The 24,069-nt window shown below is 65.8% G+C and carries 22 protein-coding genes and 1 pseudogene; 13 read left to right on the top strand and 10 right to left on the bottom strand.

Annotated elements, in window-relative coordinates:
• A complete protein-coding gene (locus tag GTP77_RS20005; protein ID WP_161073912.1) occupies nucleotides 1-1,059 on the bottom strand; it encodes a 3-deoxy-7-phosphoheptulonate synthase in 1,059 nt (352 codons plus the stop codon).
• A 127-nt stretch (nucleotides 1,060-1,186) separates the two neighbouring features.
• Here GTP77_RS20005 and ybiB point away from each other — a divergent pair, with 127 nt between their 5' ends.
• From ybiB to GTP77_RS19965, 8 genes and pseudogenes are all read left to right on the top strand, one after another.
• A complete protein-coding gene (gene ybiB, locus GTP77_RS20000; RefSeq protein ID WP_161073911.1) occupies nucleotides 1,187-2,143 on the top strand; it encodes a DNA-binding protein YbiB in 957 nt (318 codons plus the stop codon).
• Between the two features lie 124 nt (nucleotides 2,144-2,267).
• Nucleotides 2,268-3,476 (top strand): BaiN/RdsA family NAD(P)/FAD-dependent oxidoreductase, encoded by a 1,209-nt coding sequence (locus GTP77_RS19995; protein ID WP_161073910.1) that lies wholly within the window; start codon nucleotides 2,268-2,270, stop codon nucleotides 3,474-3,476.
• Between the two features lie 192 nt (nucleotides 3,477-3,668).
• A complete protein-coding gene (gene rpsU, locus GTP77_RS19990; RefSeq protein WP_008451879.1) occupies nucleotides 3,669-3,881 on the top strand; it encodes a 30S ribosomal protein S21 in 213 nt (70 codons plus the stop codon).
• A gap of 134 nt (nucleotides 3,882-4,015) precedes the next feature.
• Nucleotides 4,016-4,465: a GatB/YqeY domain-containing protein gene (locus tag GTP77_RS19985; RefSeq protein WP_161073909.1), complete on the top strand. Its 450-nt coding sequence runs from the start codon at nucleotides 4,016-4,018 to the stop codon at nucleotides 4,463-4,465.
• 194 nt (nucleotides 4,466-4,659) lie between these two features.
• Nucleotides 4,660-6,456, top strand: a complete 1,797-nt coding sequence (gene dnaG, locus GTP77_RS19980) for a DNA primase (RefSeq protein WP_161073908.1) — start codon at nucleotides 4,660-4,662, stop codon at nucleotides 6,454-6,456.
• A gap of 492 nt (nucleotides 6,457-6,948) precedes the next feature.
• On the top strand, nucleotides 6,949-9,147 hold the full coding sequence (gene rpoD / locus GTP77_RS19975) for an RNA polymerase sigma factor RpoD (RefSeq protein WP_371869378.1): 2,199 nt from the start codon (nucleotides 6,949-6,951) through the stop codon (nucleotides 9,145-9,147).
• Between the two features lie 434 nt (nucleotides 9,148-9,581).
• Nucleotides 9,582-10,468: pseudogene (locus tag GTP77_RS19970) on the top strand (RNA-guided endonuclease InsQ/TnpB family protein).
• Nucleotides 10,469-10,520: 52 nt separating this feature from the next.
• On the top strand, nucleotides 10,521-10,793 hold the full coding sequence (locus GTP77_RS19965) for a DUF4242 domain-containing protein (RefSeq protein WP_161073906.1): 273 nt from the start codon (nucleotides 10,521-10,523) through the stop codon (nucleotides 10,791-10,793).
• 12 nt (nucleotides 10,794-10,805) lie between these two features.
• Here GTP77_RS19965 and GTP77_RS19960 read toward each other — a convergent pair whose 3' ends face one another.
• Together GTP77_RS19960 and GTP77_RS19955 are read right to left on the bottom strand one after the other, a co-directional pair.
• Entirely contained in the window at nucleotides 10,806-11,750 is a 945-nt protein-coding gene (locus GTP77_RS19960; RefSeq protein ID WP_187358781.1) for an alpha/beta fold hydrolase, read from the bottom strand.
• 105 nt (nucleotides 11,751-11,855) lie between these two features.
• Nucleotides 11,856-12,338 carry a MarR family winged helix-turn-helix transcriptional regulator gene (locus GTP77_RS19955; protein ID WP_161073905.1) on the bottom strand — a complete coding sequence of 161 codons (483 nt, stop codon included), beginning with the start codon at nucleotides 12,336-12,338 and terminating at the stop codon, nucleotides 11,856-11,858.
• 25 nt (nucleotides 12,339-12,363) lie between these two features.
• On the opposite strand from GTP77_RS19955, the gene GTP77_RS19950 reads away from it, so the two are divergent.
• Nucleotides 12,364-13,098 (top strand): siderophore-interacting protein, encoded by a 735-nt coding sequence (locus tag GTP77_RS19950; RefSeq protein WP_161073904.1) that lies wholly within the window; start codon nucleotides 12,364-12,366, stop codon nucleotides 13,096-13,098.
• A 9-nt stretch (nucleotides 13,099-13,107) separates the two neighbouring features.
• Here GTP77_RS19950 and GTP77_RS19945 read toward each other — a convergent pair whose 3' ends face one another.
• Genes GTP77_RS19945 through GTP77_RS31080 form a run of 4 tightly spaced genes read right to left on the bottom strand, consistent with a single transcriptional unit; the run spans nucleotide 13,108 to nucleotide 17,826 of the window.
• Nucleotides 13,108-14,874: a putative bifunctional diguanylate cyclase/phosphodiesterase gene (locus GTP77_RS19945; protein ID WP_161073903.1), complete on the bottom strand. Its 1,767-nt coding sequence runs from the start codon at nucleotides 14,872-14,874 to the stop codon at nucleotides 13,108-13,110.
• Nucleotides 14,871-16,199: a sensor domain-containing diguanylate cyclase gene (locus GTP77_RS19940; RefSeq protein WP_161073902.1), complete on the bottom strand. Its 1,329-nt coding sequence runs from the start codon at nucleotides 16,197-16,199 to the stop codon at nucleotides 14,871-14,873. The genes GTP77_RS19945 and GTP77_RS19940 overlap by 4 nt, the downstream gene beginning before the upstream one ends.
• Nucleotides 16,196-16,585 carry a phosphonate transporter gene (locus tag GTP77_RS19935; protein ID WP_161073901.1) on the bottom strand — a complete coding sequence of 130 codons (390 nt, stop codon included), beginning with the start codon at nucleotides 16,583-16,585 and terminating at the stop codon, nucleotides 16,196-16,198. The genes GTP77_RS19940 and GTP77_RS19935 overlap by 4 nt, the downstream gene beginning before the upstream one ends.
• Nucleotides 16,582-17,826 (bottom strand): AMP-binding enzyme, encoded by a 1,245-nt coding sequence (locus tag GTP77_RS31080; RefSeq protein WP_161073900.1) that lies wholly within the window; start codon nucleotides 17,824-17,826, stop codon nucleotides 16,582-16,584. Before GTP77_RS31080 ends, GTP77_RS19935 begins: the two co-directional genes overlap by 4 nt.
• A 170-nt stretch (nucleotides 17,827-17,996) precedes the next feature.
• On the opposite strand from GTP77_RS31080, the gene GTP77_RS19925 reads away from it, so the two are divergent.
• Complete coding sequence (locus GTP77_RS19925) at nucleotides 17,997-18,899, top strand: beta propeller repeat protein (RefSeq protein ID WP_161073899.1); 903 nt, start codon at nucleotides 17,997-17,999, stop codon at nucleotides 18,897-18,899.
• On the opposite strand, the gene GTP77_RS19920 is transcribed toward GTP77_RS19925, so the two are convergent.
• Nucleotides 18,896-19,546 carry a hypothetical protein gene (locus GTP77_RS19920; RefSeq protein WP_161073898.1) on the bottom strand — a complete coding sequence of 217 codons (651 nt, stop codon included), beginning with the start codon at nucleotides 19,544-19,546 and terminating at the stop codon, nucleotides 18,896-18,898. The two genes, GTP77_RS19925 and GTP77_RS19920, sit on opposite strands and share 4 nt — an antisense overlap.
• A gap of 106 nt (nucleotides 19,547-19,652) precedes the next feature.
• Between GTP77_RS19920 and GTP77_RS19915 the strand changes: the two genes are divergently transcribed.
• Complete coding sequence (locus GTP77_RS19915) at nucleotides 19,653-20,552, top strand: hypothetical protein (RefSeq protein ID WP_161073897.1); 900 nt, start codon at nucleotides 19,653-19,655, stop codon at nucleotides 20,550-20,552.
• On the opposite strand, the gene GTP77_RS19910 is transcribed toward GTP77_RS19915, so the two are convergent.
• Nucleotides 20,553-20,867: a hypothetical protein gene (locus GTP77_RS19910; RefSeq protein WP_161073896.1), complete on the bottom strand. Its 315-nt coding sequence runs from the start codon at nucleotides 20,865-20,867 to the stop codon at nucleotides 20,553-20,555.
• A 94-nt stretch (nucleotides 20,868-20,961) separates the two neighbouring features.
• On the opposite strand from GTP77_RS19910, the gene lpxO reads away from it, so the two are divergent.
• Entirely contained in the window at nucleotides 20,962-21,861 is a 900-nt protein-coding gene (gene lpxO, locus GTP77_RS19905) for a lipid A hydroxylase LpxO (protein WP_161073895.1), read from the top strand.
• Here lpxO and GTP77_RS19900 read toward each other — a convergent pair.
• Nucleotides 21,848-22,189, bottom strand: a complete 342-nt coding sequence (locus GTP77_RS19900; protein ID WP_161073894.1) for a hypothetical protein — start codon at nucleotides 22,187-22,189, stop codon at nucleotides 21,848-21,850. The genes lpxO and GTP77_RS19900 overlap by 14 nt on opposite strands.
• A 147-nt stretch (nucleotides 22,190-22,336) precedes the next feature.
• On the opposite strand from GTP77_RS19900, the gene GTP77_RS19895 reads away from it, so the two are divergent.
• The gene (locus GTP77_RS19895; protein ID WP_161073893.1) at nucleotides 22,337-24,052 is read left to right on the top strand and encodes a methyl-accepting chemotaxis protein; all 1,716 of its coding nucleotides are present in this window, start codon (nucleotides 22,337-22,339) and stop codon (nucleotides 24,050-24,052) included.
• The last annotated feature ends 17 nt before the right edge of the window (nucleotides 24,053-24,069 follow it).

Below are 24,069 nucleotides of genomic sequence, written 5' to 3'. Positions count from 1 at the left end.
TTAAGGACGCTTCAGCAGTTCCGCATGCGCCTTGCGCAGCATCTCAGCCGTGGTGTCCCAGTCGATGCAGCCGTCCGTCACCGAGCAGCCGTACTTCAGCTCGCTCAGATCGGCCGGGATCTTCTGGTTGCCGCCTACGATGTTCGACTCGATCATCACGCCCACCAGCGACTGGTTGCCGTGCGTGATCTGGTTCACCACGTCCGTCATCACCAGCGGCTGCAGCTCGGGCTTCTTGTAGCTGTTGGCGTGCGAGCAGTCCACCACGATATTGGCCGGCAGCTTGGCCTTGGCCAGCGCCTGCTCGGCGATGGTCACCGACACCGAATCATAGTTCGGACGGCCGTCGCCGCCGCGCAGCACCACGTGGCCGTAGCCGTTGCCGCGCGTGCGCACGATGGACACATTGCCTTCGCCGTTAATGCCCAGGAAGGCGTGCGGATTGGCCGCCGACAAAATGGCGTTGATGGCGATGCTGATGTCGCCGTCGGTGCCGTTCTTGAAGCCCACCGGGGTCGACAGGCCGGACGACATTTCGCGGTGCGTCTGCGACTCGGTGGTGCGCGCGCCGATCGCGGTCCAGGCGATCAGGTCGCCCAGGTACTGCGGCGAGATCGGGTCGAGCGCTTCGGTCGCGGTGGGCAGGCCCAGTTCGCACACGTCCAGCAGGAACTGGCGCGCCTTTTCCATGCCCACGTCCACGCGGAAGGAGTCGTCCATGTCCGGATCGTTGATATAGCCCTTCCAGCCGGTGGTGGTGCGCGGCTTCTCGAAATACACGCGCATTACCAGCAGCATGGTGTCGGCCACTTCGGCTTGCAGCGCCTTCAGGCGGCGCGCATAGTCCAGGCCTGCCACCGGGTCGTGGATGGAGCAGGGGCCGACCACCACGAACAGGCGCTTGTCCTTGCGGTCCAGGATGGCGCGCAGGTCGGCGCGGCCCTGCATGACGACGGCCGACGCGGCGTCGGTCAGCGGCAGTTTCGCGTGCAGTGCGGACGGAGTCGGCATGGACGCGAAGTTGGTAACGTTTACGTTTTCGATGTCTGGCGAGATCATGATTCGGTGCCTCAACTCATTATTTTAATCAGGGGGACCTATAAGTGTAGCCGAATTGCCAGTTTGATGCGGGCGGCACTGCAATGCAGCAATCCTGGGCGCTGGCTCTTGTAGTAAGCTCTCCACCATGACGACACATCCCAACCCATTCCCTGCGGCAAGGTTCATCAAAGAAATCGGCCGTGGCAAGAAAGGCGCGCGCAGCATGACGCGCGCCGACGCCCAAGAACTGTATCAAGCCATCCTGGACGGCCGGGTCTCCCAGCTGGAACTGGGCGGCATCCTGCTGGCGATGCGCATCAAGGGCGAGTCCGTGGACGAGATCGCAGGCTTCCTGGACGCGGCGGAAGCCTCGTTCACGCCCCTGCAAGCGCCTGCGGGCGGCTGCGCGCCGGTGCTCATCCCCACCTACAACGGGGCCCGCAAGATGGCCAACCTGACGCCGTTGCTGGCCCTGCTGCTGGCGCGCGAGGGCGTGCCGGTGCTGGTGCACGGCGTGCCGCACGACCTGGGCCGGGTGGCCACCGCCGAGGTGTTTGCCGAACTGGGCATCCATGCTGCCGGCAGCCATGCCGAAGCCGAGGCGGCGCTGGCGTCGGGCAAGCTGGCCTTCATCACCATCGACGCGCTGGCGCCCAAGCTGGCCCATATGCTGTCGCTGCGCCGCATCCTGGGCGTGCGCAACTCCACCCACACGCTGGTGAAGATGATGCAGCCCTTCGCCGGCCCGGCGCTGCGGCTGGTGTCCTACACCCATCCGGAATATCTGGAGATGCTGGGCGAATACTTCTGCACGGCGGCTGCGCCCGAACGCGGCCACGCCTTCCTGATGCGCGGCACCGAGGGCGAAACGGTGGCCAACGCCAACAAGGGCCAGCGCATCGACTGGTTCCATGATGGCGAGCGCACCGTGCTGGTGGAAAAGCAGCTCACGGCCGAAGAGGAAGTGGTGCTGCCGGAGGACAAGAGCGCCGCCGCCACCGCCGCGTGGATCGCCTCCGTGCTGCGCGGCGACATCGCCGTGCCCGCCTCCATTGCCGAGCAGGTGGCCCAGGTCGCCAAGGTCGCGCGCAGCCTGGCCTGATGTGCCGCAATGCATGATGAAGCGTAGGGCGGGTTAGCGGGAACCGCGTAACCCGCCAAGCGCCGCCGGTCCGGCCGCCAAGTCAGAGTACAATGGCCGGTTTTGAAGCGGAATCGGAGCAGTGATGGCGAAATTTGATGTGGCGGTAATCGGCGCGGGCGCGGCGGGTATGATGTGCGCGGCCGAGGCCGCCAAACGTGGGCGCCGGGTGGTGCTGATCGACCACGCCGCCAAGCTGGCCGAAAAAATCCGCATTTCCGGCGGCGGCCGCTGCAACTTCACCAATATCAACACCAGCCCGGCCAACTTCCTGTCCGAAAATCCGCACTTCTGCAAGAGCGCGCTGTCGCGCTACACGCCGTCGGACTTCCTGGCGCTGGTGCGGAAATACCGCATCGCCCACCACGAAAAGCACCGTGGCCAGCTGTTCTGCGACGACTCGGCCGAACGCATCATCGAGATGCTGAAGGCCGAATGCGCGGCGGGCGACGTGCACTGGCGCATGCCGTCCAAGGTCGCCTCCGTGGAACAGATGGACGACGGCAGCTTCTACCTCGCCACCGACACCGGCGACATCGAATGCGACAGCGTGGTGATCGCCACCGGCGGCCTGTCGATTCCGAAAATCGGCGCCAGCGGCTTCGGCTACCAGATCGCCGAGCAGTTCGGCCTGAATATCGTGCCCACCCGCCCGGCGCTGGTGCCGCTGACCTTCGACGCCGACACCTGGGCGCCGTTCGCGCCCCTGTCCGGCATTTCGCTGGAAGTGGACGTGGAGACCGGCAGCCTGAAGGGCCGCAAGCCCGACGGCGCGCGTTTCCGCGAAGACCTGCTGTTCACCCATCGCGGCCTGTCCGGCCCGGCCATCCTGCAGATTTCCAGTTTCTGGCAGCCCGGCGCGCCCATCGTCATCAACCTGCTGCCGGAAATGGACGTGGCCCAGGAGCTGATCGAGGGCAAGCAGACCGTCAAGAAGCAGCTGGGCAATGTGCTGGCGCAATGGCTGCCGGCCCGCCTGGCCGAAGGCCTGCTGCAGCTGCACGGCCTGGCCGCCGACGCCCGCCTGGCCGACATGCAGGACGCGGTGCTGCGCAAGCTGGGCGCGGCCATCAACCAGTGGACCATCACCCCCAACGGTTCCGAAGGCTACCGCAAGGCCGAGGTGACCCGGGGCGGCGTGGATACGCGCGAGCTGTCCCAGCAAACCATGATGGTGGGCAAGGTGCCTGGCCTGTACTTTATCGGCGAGGCGGTGGACGTGACGGGGTGGCTGGGCGGCTACAATTTCCAGTGGGCCTGGGCTTCGGGTGTGGCGGCCGGCCAAGCAGTCTGATATGATTGCATTCCGGCGTGTGTTTTGCCGCCGGAGTCAGGTGTTGGCAGGACGAAAAGGTTGCTCAAAAACAGACAGTTTTCTAGATGAAACTGGCCTGTTGAGCCGGTTTTCCGTCCAAAGGTCTTCCCAATTTGGCCGAATACTGCTAATATCTTTATCTTCCTAAAATCTAACGGTTTGAATTTTTACATGACCACTATCCGCCTTAAAGAAAACGAGCCGTTCGAAGTTGCAATGCGTCGCTTCAAACGCACCATCGAAAAAACCGGCCTGCTGACCGAACTGCGCGCACGCGAGTTCTACGAGAAGCCAACCGCAGAGCGCAAGCGCAAGCTGGCAGCTGCCGTGAAGCGTCACTACAAGCGCATCCGCAGCCAGCAACTGCCTAAGAAACTGTTCTAAGACTGTTGTTTCAGGATAGCCCGGCAGTACGGCGTCGCGCCGCGGGCTCATCCTGTCCAGTCGCATGCCCGCTCCGGTTCGCCGCAGCGGGTTTTCGCATTTTGCGCCACGATTTTTCCCAGTGAGAACGAACAATGAGCTTGAAACAACAGATTAGCGATGACATGAAGGCCGCCATGCGTGCCAAGGAAGCCGGCAAGCTGGCCACCATCCGCCTGATGCTGGCGGAAATCAAGCGCAAGGAAGTGGACGAGCAGATCGAAGTGAGCGACGAGCAAGTGGTCGCCATCGTCGACAAGATGATCAAGCAGCGCAAGGACTCCATCACCCAGTTCGAAGCCGGCAACCGCCAGGACCTGGCCGACATCGAAAAAGCCGAGTTGGAAGTGCTGATTGCCTACAAGCCGGCCGGCCTGTCGGACGAAGTGGTGGCCGCCGAAGTGGCCGCCGCCGTGGCCGCCTCGGGCGCCGCCGGTCCGCAGGACATGGGCAAGGTCATGGCCATCGTCAAGCCCAAGCTGGCCGGCAAGGCCGACATGGCTGTCGTGTCCGCGCTGATCAAAAAAGCGCTGACCCCGGCCTGATCCGGGTGCCGGCCCGCCATGCGCCGCAGGCGGCTCCGGCGGGTTACGCTCCGCTAACCCGCCCTACCGGTGTTGGCGTAGGGCGGGTTAGGCGGCTCGCCGCCGTAACCCGCCATCGCGCCGCCGATTGATCAGCCTCAAGCCGATCGCTCGCGCGGCAGTATAGCCTCTGATGTAGAACAAGACTGATCGCCGTGATACCTCAATCCTTTATCTCCGATCTATTGAACCGCGTCGACATCGTGGACGTGGTCGGCCGTTATGTGCAGCTCAAAAAGGGCGGCGCCAACTTCATGGGCCTGTGCCCGTTCCACAACGAAAAATCCCCCAGTTTCACGGTCAGCCCCACCAAGCAGTTCTACCACTGCTTCGGCTGCGGCGCGCACGGCACCTCGATCGGCTTCATGATCGAATACTCCGGCATGGGCTTTGTCGATGCCGTGAAGGAGCTGGCGCAGAACTGCGGCATGGTCGTGCCCGAGCAGGACGACAAGATACCGCCCGCCCAGCGCGCCCAGATGCAGGCCCAGAGCATGGCCCTGTCCGAGGCCATGAACCTGGCCGCCGACTACTACAAATCCCAGCTGCGCTCGGCCCCGAACGCCATCGGCTACCTGAAAAGCCGAGGCCTGACCGGCGAAATCGCGGCCCGCTTCGCGCTCGGCTTCGCGCCCAACGGCTGGGACAACCTGCGCAGCGTGTTTCCCAACTACGAGGCGCTGGCGCTGGTCGAGGCCGGCCTGGTGATCGACCGCGTGGACGAGGAGGGCAACCACCGCAAGCGCTACGACCGTTTCCGCGAGCGCGTGATGTTTCCAATTCGCAACACCAAGGGCCAGGTGATCGCCTTTGGCGGCCGCATCATGGAGCAGGGCGAGCCTAAGTACTTGAATTCCCCCGAAACGCCTTTATTTTCCAAGGGTCACGAGCTGTACGGCCTGTTCGAGGCGCGCCAGGCCATCCGCGACGCCGGCTATGTGCTGGTGACGGAAGGCTATATGGACGTGGTGGCGCTGGCGCAAATGGGTTTCCCGCAGTCGGTGGCGACCCTGGGCACGGCCTGCACCAGCACCCACGTGCAGAAACTGTTGCGCCAAACAGACACCGTGATCTTTAGTTTTGACGGCGACAAGGCCGGCCGCCGCGCTGCCCAGCGCGCGCTGGAAGCCTGCCTGCCCCATGTGTCGGACAACAAGACCATCAAGTTCTTGTTCCTGCCGGCCGAGCACGACCCGGACAGCTATATCCGCGAATATGGCGCCCCGGCCTTCGAGCAGCAGGTGCACGAGGCCATGCCGCTGTCGCAGTTCCTGCTGCGCGTGGTGTCCGCCGAGCATGATTTGAGCGAGCCGGAAGGGCGCGCGCGGGTGCAGTTCGAGGCCAAGCCGCTGCTGCAAGCCATGACGCCGTCGGCGCTGCGGCTGCAGATCGTGCGCGGCCTGGCCACCATGACGCAGAGCAGCCCGGGCGAGATCGAGCAGCTGTACGAGCTGAGCAAGCCGGTGGCCGAGGTGCGCAGGGCGCCGCAGCGCAGCAGCCGTCCGCAGCCCGTGGGCCTGGAGCTGCAGATTGTGCGGCACCTGGTGGCGCACCCGCCGCTGGCCTTTACGATAGACGAGGCGGGCCTGGGCGCATTCACCAACTTCGGCGAGGAAGCGGCCGAGCGCCTGTACCAGCTGATCGCGGCGGCCATCGCGCTGGGGCCGCAGGGCAGCTTCGCCGCGCTGGCGCAGCATTTGAAGGAGCAGGGCAGCGAGTACGACGGCATCATCAGCGAGATCGCCGCCGAGCCGGAGTCGGATTTCGACGCCATCAAGACGTATCTGAGCAGTGCCATCCGCCAGATCCGGACCGACGCGCTGAAAGCCGAGCTGGCACAGTTGTTCGCGTCCGGTTTGTCTTCCAGCGAAATTGGTGTACGCTACCGCGAAATTACGGCTATGCAAGACCAGTTGTTACGGGAGGCCGAAGCGGAGCTATCAGCCCGCTAGTCTCACGGGGCTGCGCCCCTATGAGACGGGCCGGGCGGGGTCTGGAAATTGTAAAGTAGCGTGCTATAATAAAACGCTAAGTATTGAGTGCTTAGCTTTGTTGTTTCAGTTCGGAATTCTGTTTGTTTTCAGTAAGTTAGGCTCTTGATCGGTGCGGCAGGCGGTAAGGCTGCGGCACCGTAGGCCGGGGCCGGAATGTTGCCGGATCATGGCCGGATGGCGCAGTCGGTAACCGCCCAGGCGCGGCGCCTGCCTCCGGACACTGGTGGATCTAGCCCCCTTGCGCTGTCTACAGTAGAATTTCTGCCGAGTACGGTCCCGGGTTTGGGCCGGCGGTGGAGGTTCCTGTGTGCGCAGGAGCCAGAAGGTATAAGTATTCGTAGCGGTGTTGCAAGAACTTTATCCTAACCCGTAAAGCAAGTCGTTGTGTAATCGAAAGCGCCTGTGCCAACAAAGAAACCTGAATCCAAAGCGGCTGCAAAGCCGAGCAAAGTGACCGCCAAGGCCGCCAAAACGGCCGACAAACCGGAAACGCGTGTTACCAACACGCCGCCGGCGGTAAGCCAGACCACCGATGCCGCCGCCTTGGCAGCCATCGATACTTCAGGCTATGTGCTGCCTTCAGTGAAGGTGCCGGGCCGCCGTGGCCGCAAGCCGAAAGAATTCCAGCCCGAGAACGACGAAGTGGCCGCGCTCAACGCGGTCGAGCGCGCCGAGCTGAAGGCGGTCGACAAGGCCAAGGCCAAGGACCGCAAGGCCAAGGAAAAAGCGCTGCTGAAGGACGCCTTCTCGTCCGACACGGAAGCGACCGAGGAGGAACTCGAACGCCGCCGCCAGAAACTCAAGACCCTGATCAAGTTCGGCAAGGAACGCGGCTTCCTCACATACGCCGAGATCAATGATCACCTGCCTGAAAATATCGTCGATCCGGAAGCGATCGAGGGCATTATCGGCACCTTCAACGACATGGGCATCGCCGTCTACGAGCACGCGCCGGACGCCGAGACCCTGCTGCTGTCGGACAATGTGGCCACCGTCACCAGCGACGACGAAGCCGAAGCGGCCGCCGAAGCGGCCCTGTCCACCGTGGACTCCGACTTCGGCCGCACCACCGACCCGGTGCGCATGTATATGCGCGAAATGGGCTCGGTCGAGCTGCTCACGCGCGAAGGCGAGATCGAGATCGCCAAGCGCATCGAAGACGGCCTGAAGGACATGATCCAGGCCATTTCCGCCTGCCCGGTGACCATCGCCGAGATCATCGCCGCCTCCGAGCGCATCCGTAACGACGAGATCAAGATCGACGAGATCGTCGACGGCCTGGTCGACGAAAGCGAAGGCGAGCCCGCGCCCGCCCCGGCCGCCGCCGCCTCGGACGACGAGGAAGAGGACGAGGACGAGGAAGAGGAAGAGGCCGAAGAGGAAGAGGAAGCGGCCAGCGCCTCGGGCGCCGCCGGCTATTCGGCCGAACAGTTGGAGCAGATGAAAAATGCTGCGCTGGAAAAATTCGACCTGATCTCGCAACAGTTCGACAAGATGCGCCGCGCCTTCGAAAAGGACGGCTACAGCTCGAAAGCCTACGTCAAGGCGCAGGAAGCGATTTCCTTCGAACTGCTGGGCATCCGTTTCACCGCCAAGGTGGTGGAGAAGCTGTGCGACACCCTGCGCGGCCAGGTGGACGAAGTGCGCCACATCGAGAAGCAGATCCTGGACGTGGCGGTGAACAAGTGCGGCATGCCGCGCGCCCACTTCATCAAGGTCTTCCCGGGCAATGAAACCAACCTGGAATGGGTGGACGGCGAAGTGGAAGCCGGCCACGCCTACAGCGCCATCCTGGGCCGCAACATTCCGACCATCAAGGAATTGCAGCAGCGCCTGATCGACCTGCAGGCCCGCGTGGTGCTGCCGCTGCCGGACCTGCGCAACATCAACCGCCAGATGGCGGCCGGCGAAATGAAGGCACGCAAGGCCAAGCGCGAAATGACCGAGGCCAACTTGCGCCTGGTGATTTCCATCGCCAAGAAATACACCAACCGCGGCCTGCAGTTCCTGGACCTGATCCAGGAAGGCAACATCGGCTTGATGAAGGCGGTGGACAAGTTCGAGTACCGCCGCGGCTACAAGTTCTCGACCTACGCCACGTGGTGGATACGCCAGGCGATCACGCGCTCGATCGCCGACCAGGCGCGCACCATCCGCATCCCGGTGCACATGATCGAGACCATCAACAAGATGAACCGCATCTCGCGCCAGATCTTGCAGGAAACGGGCGCCGAGCCCGATCCGGCGACCCTGGCCATCAAGATGGAAATGCCGGAAGACAAGATCCGCAAGATCATGAAGATCGCCAAAGAGCCGATCTCCATGGAAACGCCGATCGGCGACGACGACGATTCCCATCTGGGCGACTTCATCGAGGACAACAACACCCTGGCCCCGTCCGACGCGGCGCTGCACGCGTCCATGCGCGGCGTGGTCAAGGACGTGCTGGACTCGCTGACGCCGCGCGAAGCGAAGGTGCTGCGTATGCGTTTCGGCATCGAAATGTCGACCGACCACACGCTGGAAGAGGTCGGCAAGCAGTTCGACGTGACGCGCGAGCGCATCCGCCAGATCGAAGCGAAAGCGCTGCGCAAGCTGCGCCACCCTTCGCGTTCGGACAAGCTGAAAAGCTTCTTGGAAGGCAACTAGGCACTTGACGGGAGCGTCGGTTCCGCCTATGCTCCCGTGTCCGTTTAATCAACGGTTGCAGTACCCAGGGCCTCTAGCTCATGCTTGGTTAGAGCAGCGGACTCATAAAATTTGTGCCTTACGTTTGGAAACTGCGTAAGGGATGGTGTCAAATTCGGCGAAACCTAAGCACAGCAATGTGGATGGCAACGCCGAGCCAAGCTTCGGTGCGAAAGCGCTGTTGAAGGTGTAGAGACTAGACGGCACCCACCTAAGGCGTACGCTATGGTGAAGGCATAGTCCAGGGAGTGGCGAAAGTCACACAAACCAGAATCCGTTGGTGCCGTGTTCGACTCACGGGAGGCCCACCAGACAAATGAAAAAAGCCAACTCTTCGGGGTTGGCTTTTTTCATTTGGCCCTGGAACTATTCGCTACTTCCGGTGTCTGATATGCATGAAGCTAGTCTACCGATACCGCGTCAAATCCCATCTTGCCTTGCTTGATCGGCAGGCACAGACAGTTAATTTCGTCTGGAACTATTGCAACGACCGTCAGCGCGACGCGTTGCGCTTTGGACGCCGATGGCTAACTGGATTCGACCTCATCAATTTGACGAGCGGCGCCAGCAAAGAAGGGGAAAAGTACTGGACGGTACAAATTTTTCGCGAGATCGGCGTGGCAACTGGTTCTTGAATATTGTAGTGGAGGTAGCCGAGCCGGAGGCCAGGCTGCCTATGCGCGGCATTGGAATTGATCTCGGTCTCAAGGTGCTGGCAACCCTGTCCAACGGGATCAGGATTGAAACACCGGCCTGCTATCGCGCCGAGGAAGACCGGCTGGCGATTGCGCAGCGTGCCCGCAAGCGGCTGCGGGTTCGGGCTATTCATGTGCGGGTTGCCAATCGTCGCAAAGACTACTTGCATAAAGTTACTGCCCTTCTTGTGCGCGACTTTGATTACATCGTCGTTGGCAACGTCAATGCCGCCGCGCTCGCGAAGACGCATATGGCGAAGTCGGTGCTGGATGCGGGCTGGTCATCGTTCCGTCAACAACTGGCGTACAAGGCTGTTAAGCATGGCGCCTGGTTCGAGGAAGTCGATGAACGTTTCACCTCCCAGATCTGCTCGTGTTGCGGACGCTTGCCGGACACGAGGCCGAAAGGTATCGCAGATCTTGGCGTAAGGGAGTGGCAATGCAGCGAATGCGGGTCAATGCATGACCGCGATGTGAACGCCGCGTTGAACATTCTCCGTCGCGGGCGTGCGACGCTGGCTGCAGGAGCTCTGCTTCACGATGGCAGGGAGACGCCAAAATCCTTTGGTGCCGGTGCGGCAGGTTGACATCCTTGAAACGTGGGCTAGCCTAAATAGGCTAACCAAGAGGAGTGACATCATGCCGAAATACGTCATTGAGCGCGATATTCCCGGCGCGGGCAAGCTCACCAGCGCGGAACTGCAGGGAATCTCGGCCAAATCCTGCGGCGTCCTCAATGAACTGGGGCCGGCCATCCAGTGGGTGCACAGCTATGTCACCGACGACAAAATCTACTGCATCTACAACGCCCCCAGCGAAGAGCTGGTGCGGGAACACGCCCAGCGCGGGGGCTTTCCCGCCAACCGCATCTCGCAGGTGCGGGAGATCATCGATCCGGTCACTGCGGAGTAGGCTGCCTGCCGCTTAGCGGGTGTTCACCCTGGCCATGAAGGCAGCGGTGAGCCGGGCGACGTCGTCGAGCCGGGTGTCCATCACGAAGTGTCCGCCGTCCAGGATGTGGACCTCGGCCGCCGGATTGTCGCGGCGGAAGGCGTGCGCGCCGGGCACGGTGAAGGCCAGATCGTGCTTGCCCCATACCACCAGCGTCGGCAGCTGGCGCTGCTTCAGCCAGGCTTGCCATGCCGGGTAGGCGGCCAGATTGGTCTGGTAGTCGTAGATCAGGTCGGCCTGAATCCTGGCCTGGCCCGGGCGGTTCAGGTAGGCGTATTCGTCCATCCACAAATCAGGGTCGTATGCTTCCACGGCAGGATCGTCGCCGATGTGGCGCGCCCGCGTGGCCGCGACCGACTGGTGCACCGCCACCACCTCCTTCTCATAGGCGGCACGGTCGGTCCAGAAGGGCTTGCGCTTGGCCCACATGGCGCCAAGGCCTTCTTCATACACGTTCCCGTTCTGGAAGACCAAGCCCTGGATCGCGGCGGGGCGCGCAATGGCCATGCGCATGCCGACCGGGGCGCCGTAGTCCTGCATCAGCAGCACGTAGCGCGTGACGCCTACCGCGTCGGTGAATTTCTGCATGACTGCCGCGAGATGGTCGAAGGTGTAGCTGAAGCTGGCCGGGTCGGGCGCTTCGCTGTTGCCGAAGCCGGGGTAGTCCGGCGCGATCAGGTGGTAGCGGTCTCCCAGCTTGCGCAGCAATCCGTCGTACATGCGGGACGAGCTGGGCACGCCGTGCAGCAGCACGATGGCGGGCTTGCTGGCGTCGCCGGCTTCGCGGTAGGCGATCTGCACGCCTTCCACGGCAACCGTGCGGTAGGCCACCGGCGCGGCTTGCGCAGCCGGCATAGCCGCGGCCAGGGAGAGTGCTGCGGCCGCCAGGACATTTGCGGCGGTGGACGTGGTGTGCATGATGGGCTCCAGTCGTGGTTGAATGGTGCCAATGTAGCTGCCGCGCCGGGCGGCAAAAAGGGTGCCGGGATCAATACATTGTTTCGCTCGGCGAAACTACCCGTGTCAGTCCGGCTGGTCCAGGTTCTGCTTCACTTGCTGCAGCAGTTCCAGCAGCGCCGTTTGCTGCCCGGCGCTCATGCCGTGTACGGCTTGCGTGTTCAGGATCTCCGCCTCGCGCTGCGCTGCCGCCTGGATGGCGCGGCCGGCGTCGGTCAGCGACAGGCGGGTGTTGCGGCGGTCGGCCGCGTCGGCTTCGCCGTGCAGCAGGCCGCGCTCGCGCAGCGCGGTGATCAGGCGCGCCAGCTGCGCCTTGTCGCGCCCGCTGTGCTTCGATAAATCGCTTTGCGTGGCGCCCGGATGGCGGCTGAAATAGCCCAGCACTTTCGCTTCCATATGGGTCAGCTCGTGCTGGCCGTCGCGCAGCGCCTGGAATTGGCGGGTCTTGTACTGGTGCATGATGGTGTGGACCAGCTCCAATACCGCGTCCTGCCGCTGCTCGCGGCAATGGTTGACATTGTCATTCGATTCAGGGATGATGGGTGACATTGTCAATCAATTGGAAGTGAAAGATATGAGTATAGACTCTCCCGCCAGCCGTGTGCAGCGTGTGCGCCACGAGCTGAAGATACGCCGGGTGGAAGTGGTGCGCGTGCGCGCCATCGGCAGCCATTTCCGCGCCATCACCTTCGGCGGTCCCGCCTTGCAGGATTTCCATAGCGCGTCCTTCGACGACCACGTTAAATTCATCCTGGGCGACGGCCCGGACGCCGCCAAGCGCGACTACACGCCGCGCAGCTTCGACCCGGTGGCGGGCGAGCTGGTGATCGAGTTCGCGCTGCATGGCGACGGTCCGTGCGCGGCATGGGCGGCGCAGGCCGCGCCAGGCCAGCAGGTTATTATCGGCGGGCCGCGCGGCTCGCTCATCATTCCGCTGGACTACGAATGGCACCTGCTGGTGGGCGACGAGACCGGCTTGCCGGCCATGTCGCGCCGCCTGGAGGAGCTGCCGCGCGGCGCGCGCGTGACCGTGATCGCCAAGGTGGGCGACGCGGCGGACCGCCGCGCCTTCGCCGGCGAGGCGGCGGCCGATGTGCGCTGGGTGTCCAGCGACGCGGAGCTGCTGGCGGCCGTGCAAGCCTGGACCTTGCCCGCCGGCGACGGCTATGCCTGGTGCGCGGGCGAAGCGGCCACCATGGTGGCGGTGCGCAACGAGCTGGTCAACGTGAAGGGCCTGGGCAAGCACGCCATCCGCGCCGCCGCCTACTGGAAGCGCGGCGGCAGCGGCTATCACGAGAACCTGGAGTAAGGCGGGCCGCTACCGCGCCTGTATCCACGCGGCCAGCGCGGCGGCGGGCAGCGGGCGGCTGTACAGATAGCCCTGGCCCTTGTCGCAGCCCTGGCGCCGCACCACGGCGGCCTGGGCTTCGGTTTCTATGCCCTCGGCCACCGTGCTCATGCCCAGGCTGCGCGCCACCTTGACGGTGGCCTCGATCAGCACTTCATGGTGGTGGCTGGTGTCGGACAGGCTGACGAAGGAGCGGTCGATCTTCACCGTGTCGACCGGCAGCAGGTGCAGGCTGGACAGCGAGGAGAAACCGGTGCCGAAGTCGTCCAGCGCCAGCTTCACGCCCAGCGCTTTCAGGCGCTGCAGCTGCTGCTGGATATCGGCCCCTTGCGCGGCCAGGCTTTCCGTCACTTCCAGCTGCAGCTGGGCCGGCTGCATGCCGCTGGCGTCCAGGATGGCCGCCACCTTGTCGCACAGCGACGCATCGCCCAGCTGCGCGCGCGACAGGTTGACCGCCAGCAGGCGCGGCGCGCGCGCCCCCAGCTCGTTTTGCCAGGCGGCGAAGTCGCGGCAGGCGGCGCGCAGCACGAACTCGCCGATGGCGTCGATCAGGCCGGATTGCTCGGCGATCTCGATGAATTCGATCGGCCCCACCACGCCGCGCCCCGGGTGCTGCCAGCGCACCAGCGCTTCCACCCCGGCCGAGCGGTCGATGGCGCCGTCCGGCAGCACCCCGACCACCGGCTGGTAGACCGTAAACAGCTGGCCCTGGGCCAGTGCGCTGCGCAGCTCCGCTTCGATGCCGCCGCGCCGCGCGGCCTGCTCGCGCATGGCCGGCTGGAACAGCACGGTCTGGCCGCCGCCGGCCGCCTTGGCCACCGCCACGGCCACGCTGGCGTCGCGCAGCACGTCGTCGGCGGCCGCGCCGCCCGCGCCCAGGTACACCACGCCTATGCTGAACTGCAGGCTGATGTCGTGCAGGCCGATGCGGTAGGGCTTGCCCAGCGTCTGTTGCAGCCGGGCGGCGATGCTCTCGGCCACGCCGGCGCCGGCCAGCCCGTCGAGCACCAGCGTGAATTCGTCGCCGCCCACGCGCGCGGCCACTTCGCCCAGGCCCTGGGCGTTGCCGTCGCCGCCGGGGCGTGCGCCCGAGCGCACGCTGGCGCGCAGGCGTTCGGCCATCAGCACCATCACCTGGTCGCCCACCGGGCTGCCCAGGGTATGGTTGACCTGCCGGAAGCGGTCCACATTGATAAACAGCAGTGCGCCTTCGTCGCCGCTGGCGGCGCGCGGCCGGGCGGCCATGCGCTGCAGCAGTTCGCGCACGGCGGCGCGGTTGGGCAGCTTGGTCAGCGTGTCGATGCGCGCCGCGCTGTCGAGCCGGCGCGCCAGGGTGCGCTGTTCGCGCTGGACTTCGGCGGTGGCGTCCACCAGCACCGCCATCATGCGCCCGGCGTCCACCTTCAGCACGCCCAGTGCCAGCACTTCGGGCCGCGCGCCGCGCCCGCCCGGCTCCGCGGCGCCCGCGCTACCCAGCACCAGGCGCATGCCATCGGCAATCACGCCGTGCGCGTACGGATAGGCCTGGCACTGCGCGCGCAGGCCCGGCGCCTGCTGCTGCAGCACGTCGAACAGATTGGCCAGGTTGCCGTCCGGCGACACCGGCATCAGCAATTGCGAGGCCATGGGATTGAGCATTTCAATGCTGCCGTCCTGCTGCAGCTGGATCAGCCCGACCGGAGCCTGGTACAGGAACTGGATCAGCGCCTCGTAGGCGTCGTCGCTCTCGCTCGTCATGCCTGGGACTCCCCTTCGGCGGGCCAGCACACCACGCGGTTGCGTCCGCCGCGCTTGGCGGCGTACAGCGCGTCGTCGGCGCGCTGCAGGAAGCCGGCCAGGGTGCAGGCCGGGTCGTCCATGGCCGCTACCCCGATGCTGATGGTATAGGCGATGGCGGTGTCGCCGACCATCGCCGGGCCAGCCTGCACCCGCTCGCGCAGGCGCTCGGCCACAATGGCCGCGTCGGCCAGGCTGGCGCCCGGCAGGATGGCGGCGAACTCTTCGCCGCCTATGCGCGCCACGGTGTCGACCTGGCGGAACATGCTTTTCAGCGTGGCGCCCAGGTGGCGCAGCACGGCGTCGCCGGCCGGGTGGCCGTGGCTGTCGTTGATGGCCTTGAAATGGTCGGCGTCGATCAGGATCAGAACCGGCGCCTGCGGCATCTTGGCGCGGCGCAGCAATTCCAGCTCGCCCGCTTCGAAGAAGGCGCGCCGGTTGGCCAGCCCGGTCAGGTGGTCGCCATAGGTGGCGCTGCGCAGGTTTTCGCTCAGTGCGCGCTTGTCGGTGATGTCGCGCAGGATCAGGCAGTAGGCCGGTTCGCCCGGCGCGGCCGGCGCCAGCGTGCCGTCGTCGCGCTTGCGCCCCGGCAGCGGCGAGAGCATGGCGCTGCCCCAGAACTGGCTGCCGTCGGCGCGCCGGCGCAGCCCTTCGTCCAGGTGCCAGCCGTTGAGGTTGGCCTGCTGCAGGCGGTGCGCCTGCTGTGCTGCAGAGGCGTCGTCGGCCGGGTAGAACAGGCCGAAGGGCTGGCCGCGCACACCGGCTTCGTCGAAGCCGGTGACCCGGCCTATGCTGTCATTCCAGGCGGCCACCCGGCCGTCCTGGTCCAGGCTCACCAGCGCGTAGTCGGCGATATTGGTCATGATGGCGTTCAGCCAGGCGTCGGTGTTGCGCAGCTGGCGCTCGCGCTTGTCCTGCTCGGTGATGTCGCTGAGCACCGCCATCAGGCGCGCCGCGTCCAGCTTGAGCAGCGTCAGCGACAGCACTTGAGGGCCGCCTCTGGCGCCGTTCAGGTAGAGCCGCATGCCTTCGCACACATTGCCGCTGGGCGCGCTGTAGCCGGCGCAGCGCTGGCGCAGGTCGGGCGCCACCGGCGCCAGCGCCTCGAACAGGTTGAGCAGATTGCCGTCGGCGCTGAGCGGCATCAGCAGCTGGGCCGAGAGCGGATTGAGCATCAGGATGGCGCCGTCGCTGCCGGCCTGCACCAGGCCCACCGGCGCCATGTACAAAAATTGCAGCAGCGCCTCGTGCTCGGCGGCGTCGGGCGCGTCCGCCACGGCGTTCATAGCCGCTGCACCAGCACGTAGCGCATGGCCGAGCCGGGCGAGCACAGCAGCCGCAGCGCCACCTTGGTCGGACGCATGCGCAGCGTCAGCACATAGTCGATGGTGGCATCGAGCGCCGTGCCGCTGTCCTGTGCGTCCTCGAAGCGCTGCGCCACCAGAAAATTGTTCATGCACGGCGCCACGACGGTAAACAGCTCCTGGTCCAGCACGCGTTCGGGGCTCAGGCCGGCAGCGCGCGATTCGAAGGCGTTGTAGCGGCGCACGCGGGTGCTCTCGTCAAAGCCGATCACGCCGAACGGCAGCGCGTCCAGCGCGGCCTGGTCCAGCTGGTCCAGGCGCTCGCCCAAGGCGGCTTGCGTAAAGGTGAGGGTGTTTGCTTCAGTCATGGTTGCTCCGGGGTTGATTCGTTGCCGGCGTCGATAATCCAGTCCGCCAGCTTGCCTTGTTTTGTCCTGGGCAAATTGCTGCCGAAGGTGAATGATACCGGGCGCGCGGCCATAGTCAAATGGGCGCGCGCCCAGGCCGCCAATTCTGCGGCCAGCGCGGCTTCCTGCGCGCCGGCGGGGGCCGGCACGATGAAGGCCTTCAGGCGCTGGCCCTCGTCCGGGCGCATCAGCCGCACGCTGGCCTGGGCCACGCCCGGGTGGCGCTCCAGCACCGCTGCGGTGGCGGCCGGGTGCACGTTCACGCCGCCCACCTGGACCGCCTGGTCGATCCGCCCGGCCGGCACGAAGGCGCGCTCGCCGCGCCAGTCCAGCGTGTCCTGCAGCGCCACCTCCCGGCCGTCGCGCAGCAGCATGCCCGGCTGCGCCGTCCGGTCCCAGTAGGGCAGCAGCGCGTAGGCCTCGCCTGCCTGGCGGCGCCAGCCGATGCCGGCCGTTTCGCTGCTGCCGTAAATTTGCAGCAGGTCCAGGCCCAGTGCCTGAAGCTGTAGCGCCACCGGGTCGGGGCAGGGCGCGGTGGAGGTGATGCCGGCCACGCCGTGGGCGAAGGGCTGGCCGGCGGCGGCCACGCCGGCCCAGTAATCCGGGAAGCTGACGATCAGGTCGCCCGTCCGGGCCAGCCCGGCCAGGCGCGCCGGCAGGGTGGCGCGCGCGTCGACCAGCTGCGGCGCATCGGGCAGCGCCTGCGGCAGCAGCACGGTGAACAGGAAGCCGTAGATATGGTGGGCCGGCACGGTGTAGAGGATGCGCTTGACCGGCCCCAGCACGCCGGACCAGTACTGCACTTCCTGTTCCAGCTGCGCCAGCGCATGCTGGCATTGCTTGGGCGCACCACTGCTGCCCGAGGTGCGGAAGCTGATGTGCGCGTCCTGCAGCGCCAGGCTGGCCTGCGCGATGCTGCACCAGCCGGCCAGGGTCGGCAGCGCCGGCAGTTGCTCGTCCAGGCCGGTTTGCTCCATGCACAGCGCGGCGCTCAAGGCTGTGGCCAGCTGGAAGCGCTCCAGCGAGTCGGCGCCCAGGTCGCGCTCAAAATGCAGCTCACCGGACCAGGGCGCGTGCGGCAGGCCGGCATGGCTGAGGCGCATGGCGGCCAGTTCGCTTCTGGCCAGATCGGCAATCAGGCGCGGCAGGCTGTCCTGCTGCCACCAGGGGCGGGTGGGCGCGAATGGGGCTAGGGTTGACATGGCAGCAGTATAGAGCGGTTTGGCCGGCCGTAGCGGCGCGTGGGGTTTCCTGAGCAAAACAAGTTTGTAGGTATGCAAAGCAGTATTAGAATGCAACAAACTTTGGAAGGGGAATGATGGCCAAGTGCGACACGCTACAACACGATGCGAGCCCGCCGGCGCGCGCGCGCATGAGATTGGCTTTGGCGCTGGGCGCCGCCGTGCTGGCGCCAGCGGCCATGGCCGGCGTGCCGTTTGACTACCGCATCGGCGCCACGGGCATAACCGAGGACGAGCACGGCATTGTGATCCATGCGCACGAGCCGGTGCGGCTGGAATTGCGCCCGGGCGGCCGGATCTGGCCGCCGCTGGTGGTGGACGACGGCGGCCGCATCTACGTGGGCGGCACGGTGATCGACGCGCTCAGCGGCCGCGTGCTGCAGGCGGGCGGGCGCGACGTGCTGGCCTTGCCGTATGGCGTGCAGGTGGCGCCGGAAGCGGGCGGCTACCGTTTCCGCAGCAGCGCCACGCCCGGCCGCGACTGCCTGCTGCCTTTGAACAAGCTCAACGCCGGCGGCGGCAAGTCCGCGCTGCGGGCGATGAAGGACGCCAGCGTGGCGTTCGCGTCGTCGCCGCGCGGGGTGGTGGGGCTGGCCACGCAGCTGGGAATGAACGGCAAGGTGTCCGGCTACACGGCCAGCCTGATCGACGCGGCCTCGTGCAAGGTGGCGCACAGCACCTGGCTGGGCAATCCGGATTTACTGGTGGAACTGGCGGCGTCCAAAGCGGGCGGCTGGTGGATCACCGGTTCGGCCGCGCAGACGCTGCTGCGTTCGGCGGATGGACGGCGCTGGCGCAAGGTGCGGGTGCCGGCGCAAGGCGCGCCCTTGACGAGCAGCTATGCCGTGAATGACAAGGAAATCTGGGTTGCCGCCGCGCAGAGCGGGGAGAGCGAAGAGCGGCCGTATATGCTGTCGTACTCGGGCGACGGCGGCGCCAGCTGGGCCAGCTTGCGGCGCGACGATCCGCTGCTGGGCCGGCTGCCGCCCGCGTGGCTGGAGGGCCAGCGCCGCCGCGCGGCGGGCAGCGACTAGGCTGCGGGCGCGAGGCCCGGCCGGGCCGCTTCGGCAGCGGTCACGTCCTGCATGGCCACCACCAGGTCGGCCTCGGTCAGCAGCTGCTGGACGGGGAAGCCGTCCTCCAGCGCCACCAGCAGGCGGTCGGACGGCTGGTCCGGGCGGGCGGGCAGGAAGGCGAATTGCGGGAAGCGCGCGCTGCCGTTGCGGGCCAGCTCGTGCAGCGTGCGCGGCGCGGCGCGCAGCAGGCCGTTGCGCACATGGCGCTGGCGTTCTTCGCTGCGCTCCTTGAGCAGCGTGCTCAGGCGCGTGGTTTCCTTGCGCAGCCGTTCGGCTTCGGCGTGCTGGCGCTGCAGCTCAACGTCGCTCATGGCTTCTTCCCATTGGCTCAGTTTCAGCAGGCCTTGCTTGTGCAGCGTCTGGCGCTGCAGGTCGATGTCGAGCGCGCTCAGGTGCTGCTGGTGGGCTTCCAGGTCTTGCGCGTCCTTCACGTCGCCGTTGGCGCGCAGCCATTTGTCGCCGAAGTCGAACACCAGGCCGTCAAAGTAGAAATACACCGGCAGCGGCTCGGGCAGGGACAGTTCCAGCAGCTCGCGCGTGCTCATGTTCCAGCGCGCCGCCAGTTCGGCCAGGGTGAGGGTGATTTGTGGGGCAGATAAGGTCATGCGCGCAGTATACTACGGGCTTTTGCTGCGGCGCAGAGGTCTGGCGGGCGGGCAGGTGTGGTAGAGTCCTGTTCGCTTTTTGCGCATATCCCAGAATTCCAGACCCATGAAGATGCAGACTACGCCGCGCGTTGAACCGACTTTCGGGGACGACCCTCTGTCCTCCGCCTCCGCCCCAGCGCCTGCCGGCGCGGACCCGGCCGAGGCCGTTTTCACCGCCTGGCCCGAGGTGGGCGAAGCCCATACCGAACCGCATATGGCCCCGCCTGCGGGAGCAGCGCCTGATGCTTCTGTGCCTGATCCGTTCGCCGCCGATCCCGATCCGCTCAAGGCCGATGCGCCCGCCAGGAAGCCGCTGCCGCTGAAAACCATGGCGCTGGGCGGCACCCTTGCCGCCGGCCTGATCGGAGCGATTGTGTGGATCGGCAACACGGCGCAGGAACAGCGCCACCAGCCGCCGGCGCTGGCCGCTCCGGCAGGCATGAGCGCCAAGGCGCTGCCGGCGCCGGACGTGCAGAAGATAGCGCCGCCGCCGGTGGTGCAGTCGGCGCTGGTGGCGCCGTCCGAGCCGCAGCATGCGGTGCCGGTCCCGCCCGTACCGCCCGGTGCGACCGCCGCCGCGCCTTCGGCGCTACTGTCTGCCGCACCTTTGGCGGCAAATTCCGCCGCTCCGGCTGGTACAAGCGCCAGCGGCACCGTCGCCGCCGCGCCTCCGGCCAGCCGTGCCGTCGCCGCGCTGCAGTTGCAGCCGGCGGAAGCTGCTCCGGCCAAGCTGAAGACGGCCGCGCGCACCGGTGCGCGCACCGGTTTGCCTCAGGCGGCGGTCAAGAAGGCCAAGAAGACAGCCGGCAAGCCTGCCAAGGCCGGCGCCGTGCGCGAGCCGCGCAAGCAGGCGGCGCCCGCCAAGCCGGCGCGCAAGACCGCCGTAGCGGCCAAGCCGCGCTGCGATGCGGCCAACCGCGCCACGGCGCGCTGCCGCGCCATCAGCAAGGCGGCGAAGAAGTAGTCAGCCCGCGCGCCTGGCCGAGCGGCGGCTGGCCAGCCAGTCCGCGCCGCCGTTGGCCAGCGCGGCGGCGATCACGTCCGGCGGCAGGCTGTACACCGTGGCCCAGGTGGCGCGCCCGTCGCCGCTGTTGGCCGGAAAGCTGCTCGCCTCGATGGGCCAGTGATATTTGCGTTTCAAGGCCTTGACGATGGCCGCCAGCGAGACGCGCCCCTGCAGCGGCTCCGCGCCGGTCTGGTCGCTATTCGACAGCAGCACCGCCAGCACGGCTGCCCGCGCACTTTGCGGGCCGGGGAAGGTGGGAGTTTTTCTTGCCATCCGGGCATTGTAGCCGGAAGTTTACGGCCCACGAAGATCGCGCAGAAAAAGCCGTTTGGCGATATCATGGTGGATTGTGTACGCTGGAGGCGCCATGAAGTTGGCACTGGTATCGTTTTATTTGTTAGCTATTTTCCACATCCACTTCCGGGGCAAGGTGCGGCTGCCGTTCATGCGCCAGCTGTTCGACCATTCCTCGTTCATGGCGCCGATCAACCTGTTCATGCACGTGTTCTCCAAGGTGCCGTCCAAGCCCTATCTGTCGCTGGACCAGTTCAAGGAACTCGAGCCGCTGCAGCAGAACTGGCAGATCATCCGTGCCGAAGCGGAAAACCTGCTGGCGCTGAAAAAGATCAAGGCCGCCGAACAGAACAACGACGCCGGCTTCAATTCCTTCTTCAAGAACGGCTGGAAACGCTTTTACCTGAAGTGGTACGACGCCAGCCATCCGTCCGCTGAACAGCTGTGCCCGCAGACCTATGCGCTGCTCAAAGGCATCCCCACCGTCAAGGCCGCCATGTTCGCCGAGCTGCCGCCGGGCGGCAAGCTCAATCCGCACCGCGACCCCTTCGCTGGTTCGCTGCGCTACCACCTGGGCCTGGCCACGCCGAACGACGACCGCTGCTTTATCGACGTGGATGGCGAACGCCACAGCTGGCGCGACGGCCAGGGCGTGATGTTCGACGAAACCTATATCCACTGGGCCATCAACGGCAGCGAGAGCGACCGCATCATCCTGTTCTGCGACGTCGAGCGCCCCATGCGCTACCGCTGGGCGCAGGCCATCAACCGCTGGCTGGGCCGCACCATGATGACCGCCGCCGCCTCGCCCAACGAGCAGGGCGACCAGACCGGCCTGGTGAGCAAGCTGTTCAAGGTGTCCTATGTGGCCGGCCAGTACCGCCGCCGCTACAAGGCCTGGAACAAGACCGCCTACAAGCTGACCAAGTTCGGCCTGATTATCGGCGTGGCCGCCGCCATTATTCTGCTGTAAGCCGCCTGCCTGTCTGGCCGGCCGGCAGACGCTGGCTGGCCTCTTCCCTGGTCAGTATCCACACGTTGAGGATCTGGCCGTCGCTGTCTTCCTGGTAGTTCACCAGCAAGTTCTCGCCGCGCAGGCTGGCCGGCATTTCTATCATATTGTCCTGGTTGAAAATGCGCGCCGCCGGCGACAGCGTGCGTTTCTTGCCGTCGATAACAATCGACGGATGCCAGGCCGGCGTCATCTTGCCGCGCTTGGCGTCGGGCGGGAAGGGGCGGCTGTCCGCCAGGGCCAGCAAGGGCAACATCAAGAGCACTGCCAGGCTGCGTCGTTTCCACATGGTGCGGGTCCGTTCAGGGAAAGCGCCAGCTTACCCGATCGCCGCGCCCGCTGCTGTTGTCTTGACGCAAAACCGTGCGTGGATTTCCAGTAGCGAAACCGCCATCGGTCTATACTGGATCTCCGGACAGATAGCCAGGGAGATGCCATGAAATGGTTTTACAACCTCAAAATCGCCACCAAACTGATCGTCTCATTCGGCGCAGTGCAGATCCTGTCGCTGATCCTGGGCTTCAACGCCATCGCCGCCATGGGCCGCATCAACCAGGCGTCGGACGACCTGGCGCAAAACTGGATGCCCAGCGTCCAGGCCGTGATGGCGCTGCGCGTCGACCTGGGCGATTTCCGCCGCTGGCAGCTGGCCCACATCCTGGGCAATGACGAGAAGCTGTACGACACCTACGAAAAGCGCATGACCGACACGCTGGCCACCTTCAAGGCCGACAGCGAACGCTATCAGAAACTCATTTCCAGCCCGGAAGAAAAAGCCCAGTACGATGCCTTCGTGACCGAGTGGCAGCAATTTGTGGCCGAGAACCCCAAGCTGGTGGAGGCCTCGCGCAAGGGACTCAAGGATGAGGCGCGCGCGTTGGCCACAGGCACTTCGGCGCAGGTCATGACCGCGCTGAGCGAGAAGCTCAACAAGCTGGTCAAGCTCAATGTGGACGGCGGCGACGCCGCCAGCGACGCGGCCACCGCCACCTACAACAATTCGCGCCTGATTATCGTGGTGCTGCTGGTGGCCACCGTGGTGCTGGGCATGCTGCTGGCGCTGTGGGTGGCGCGCATCGTGGCCCGTCCCTTGCAGGAAGCGGTGTCGGTGGCCAAGCAGGTGGCCGGCGGCGACCTGACGCAGGAGATTGAGGTCAAGTCGCAGTGCGAAACCGGCCAGCTGATGGGCGCGCTCAAGGACATGACGGGCAGCCTGCAGTCGCTGGTGGCCCAGGTGCGCAGCGGCACCGACACCATCGCCACCGCGTCCGGCCAGATCGCCTCGGGCAACCAGGACCTGTCCTCGCGCACCGAGCAGCAGGCCAGTTCGCTGGAGGAGACCGCCTCGTCGATGGAGGAGCTGACCTCCACCGTCAAGCAGAACGCGGACAACGCGCGCCAGGCCAACCAGCTGGCGCAGTCGGCCTCCGGCATTGCCGTCCGGGGCGGCGACGTGGTGGGGCAGGTGGTGGGCACCATGGCCTCCATCAATGAATCGTCGCGCAAGATCGTGGACATTATCGCGGTCATCGACGGCATTGCCTTCCAGACCAATATCCTGGCGCTCAACGCCGCCGTGGAAGCGGCGCGCGCCGGCGAGCAGGGGCGCGGCTTCGCGGTGGTGGCGTCCGAGGTGCGCAACCTGGCGCAGCGTTCGGCGGCGGCGGCCAAGGACATCAAGACCCTGATCGGCGATTCGGTGGAAAAAGTGGACGCCGGCTCGCGCCTGGTGGACCAGGCCGGCGCCACGATGGATGAAATCGTGGCCAGCATCACGCGCGTGACGGACATCATGTCCGAGATCACGGCGGCCAGCCAGGAGCAGAGCAGCGGCATCGAGCAGGTCAATACGGCGATCGTGCAGATGGACCAGGTGACGCAGCAAAACGCGGCCCTGGTGGAGCAGGCCGCCGCCGCCGCCGAATCGATGATGGACCAGGCCGCGCACCTGAGCCAGGTGGTCAGCGCCTTCAAGCTCAGCGCCAGCGCCATGGCCGCCAGCGCCACGCAAGCGCCGCCGCGCGCGCGCAAGGCCGCGCCGGCAGCGCCGGCAAGGGCGGTCAGTCCGCCCCCTGCCAAGGCCCTGCCGCCTGCGCGCGCCGCCGTCAAGGCGCCGGCCAAGCCCGCCGCCGACGAATGGGAAGAGTTCTAAAACCGCTGCCGCCGAAA

The sequence above is a fragment of the Pseudoduganella aquatica genome, assembly GCF_009857595.1.
GTDB classification, from domain to species: domain Bacteria; phylum Pseudomonadota; class Gammaproteobacteria; order Burkholderiales; family Burkholderiaceae_D; genus Rugamonas; species Rugamonas aquatica_A.
The sequence above is the reverse complement of the archived record's forward strand: the minus strand, read 5'-3'. Positions and strand labels throughout refer to the sequence as shown.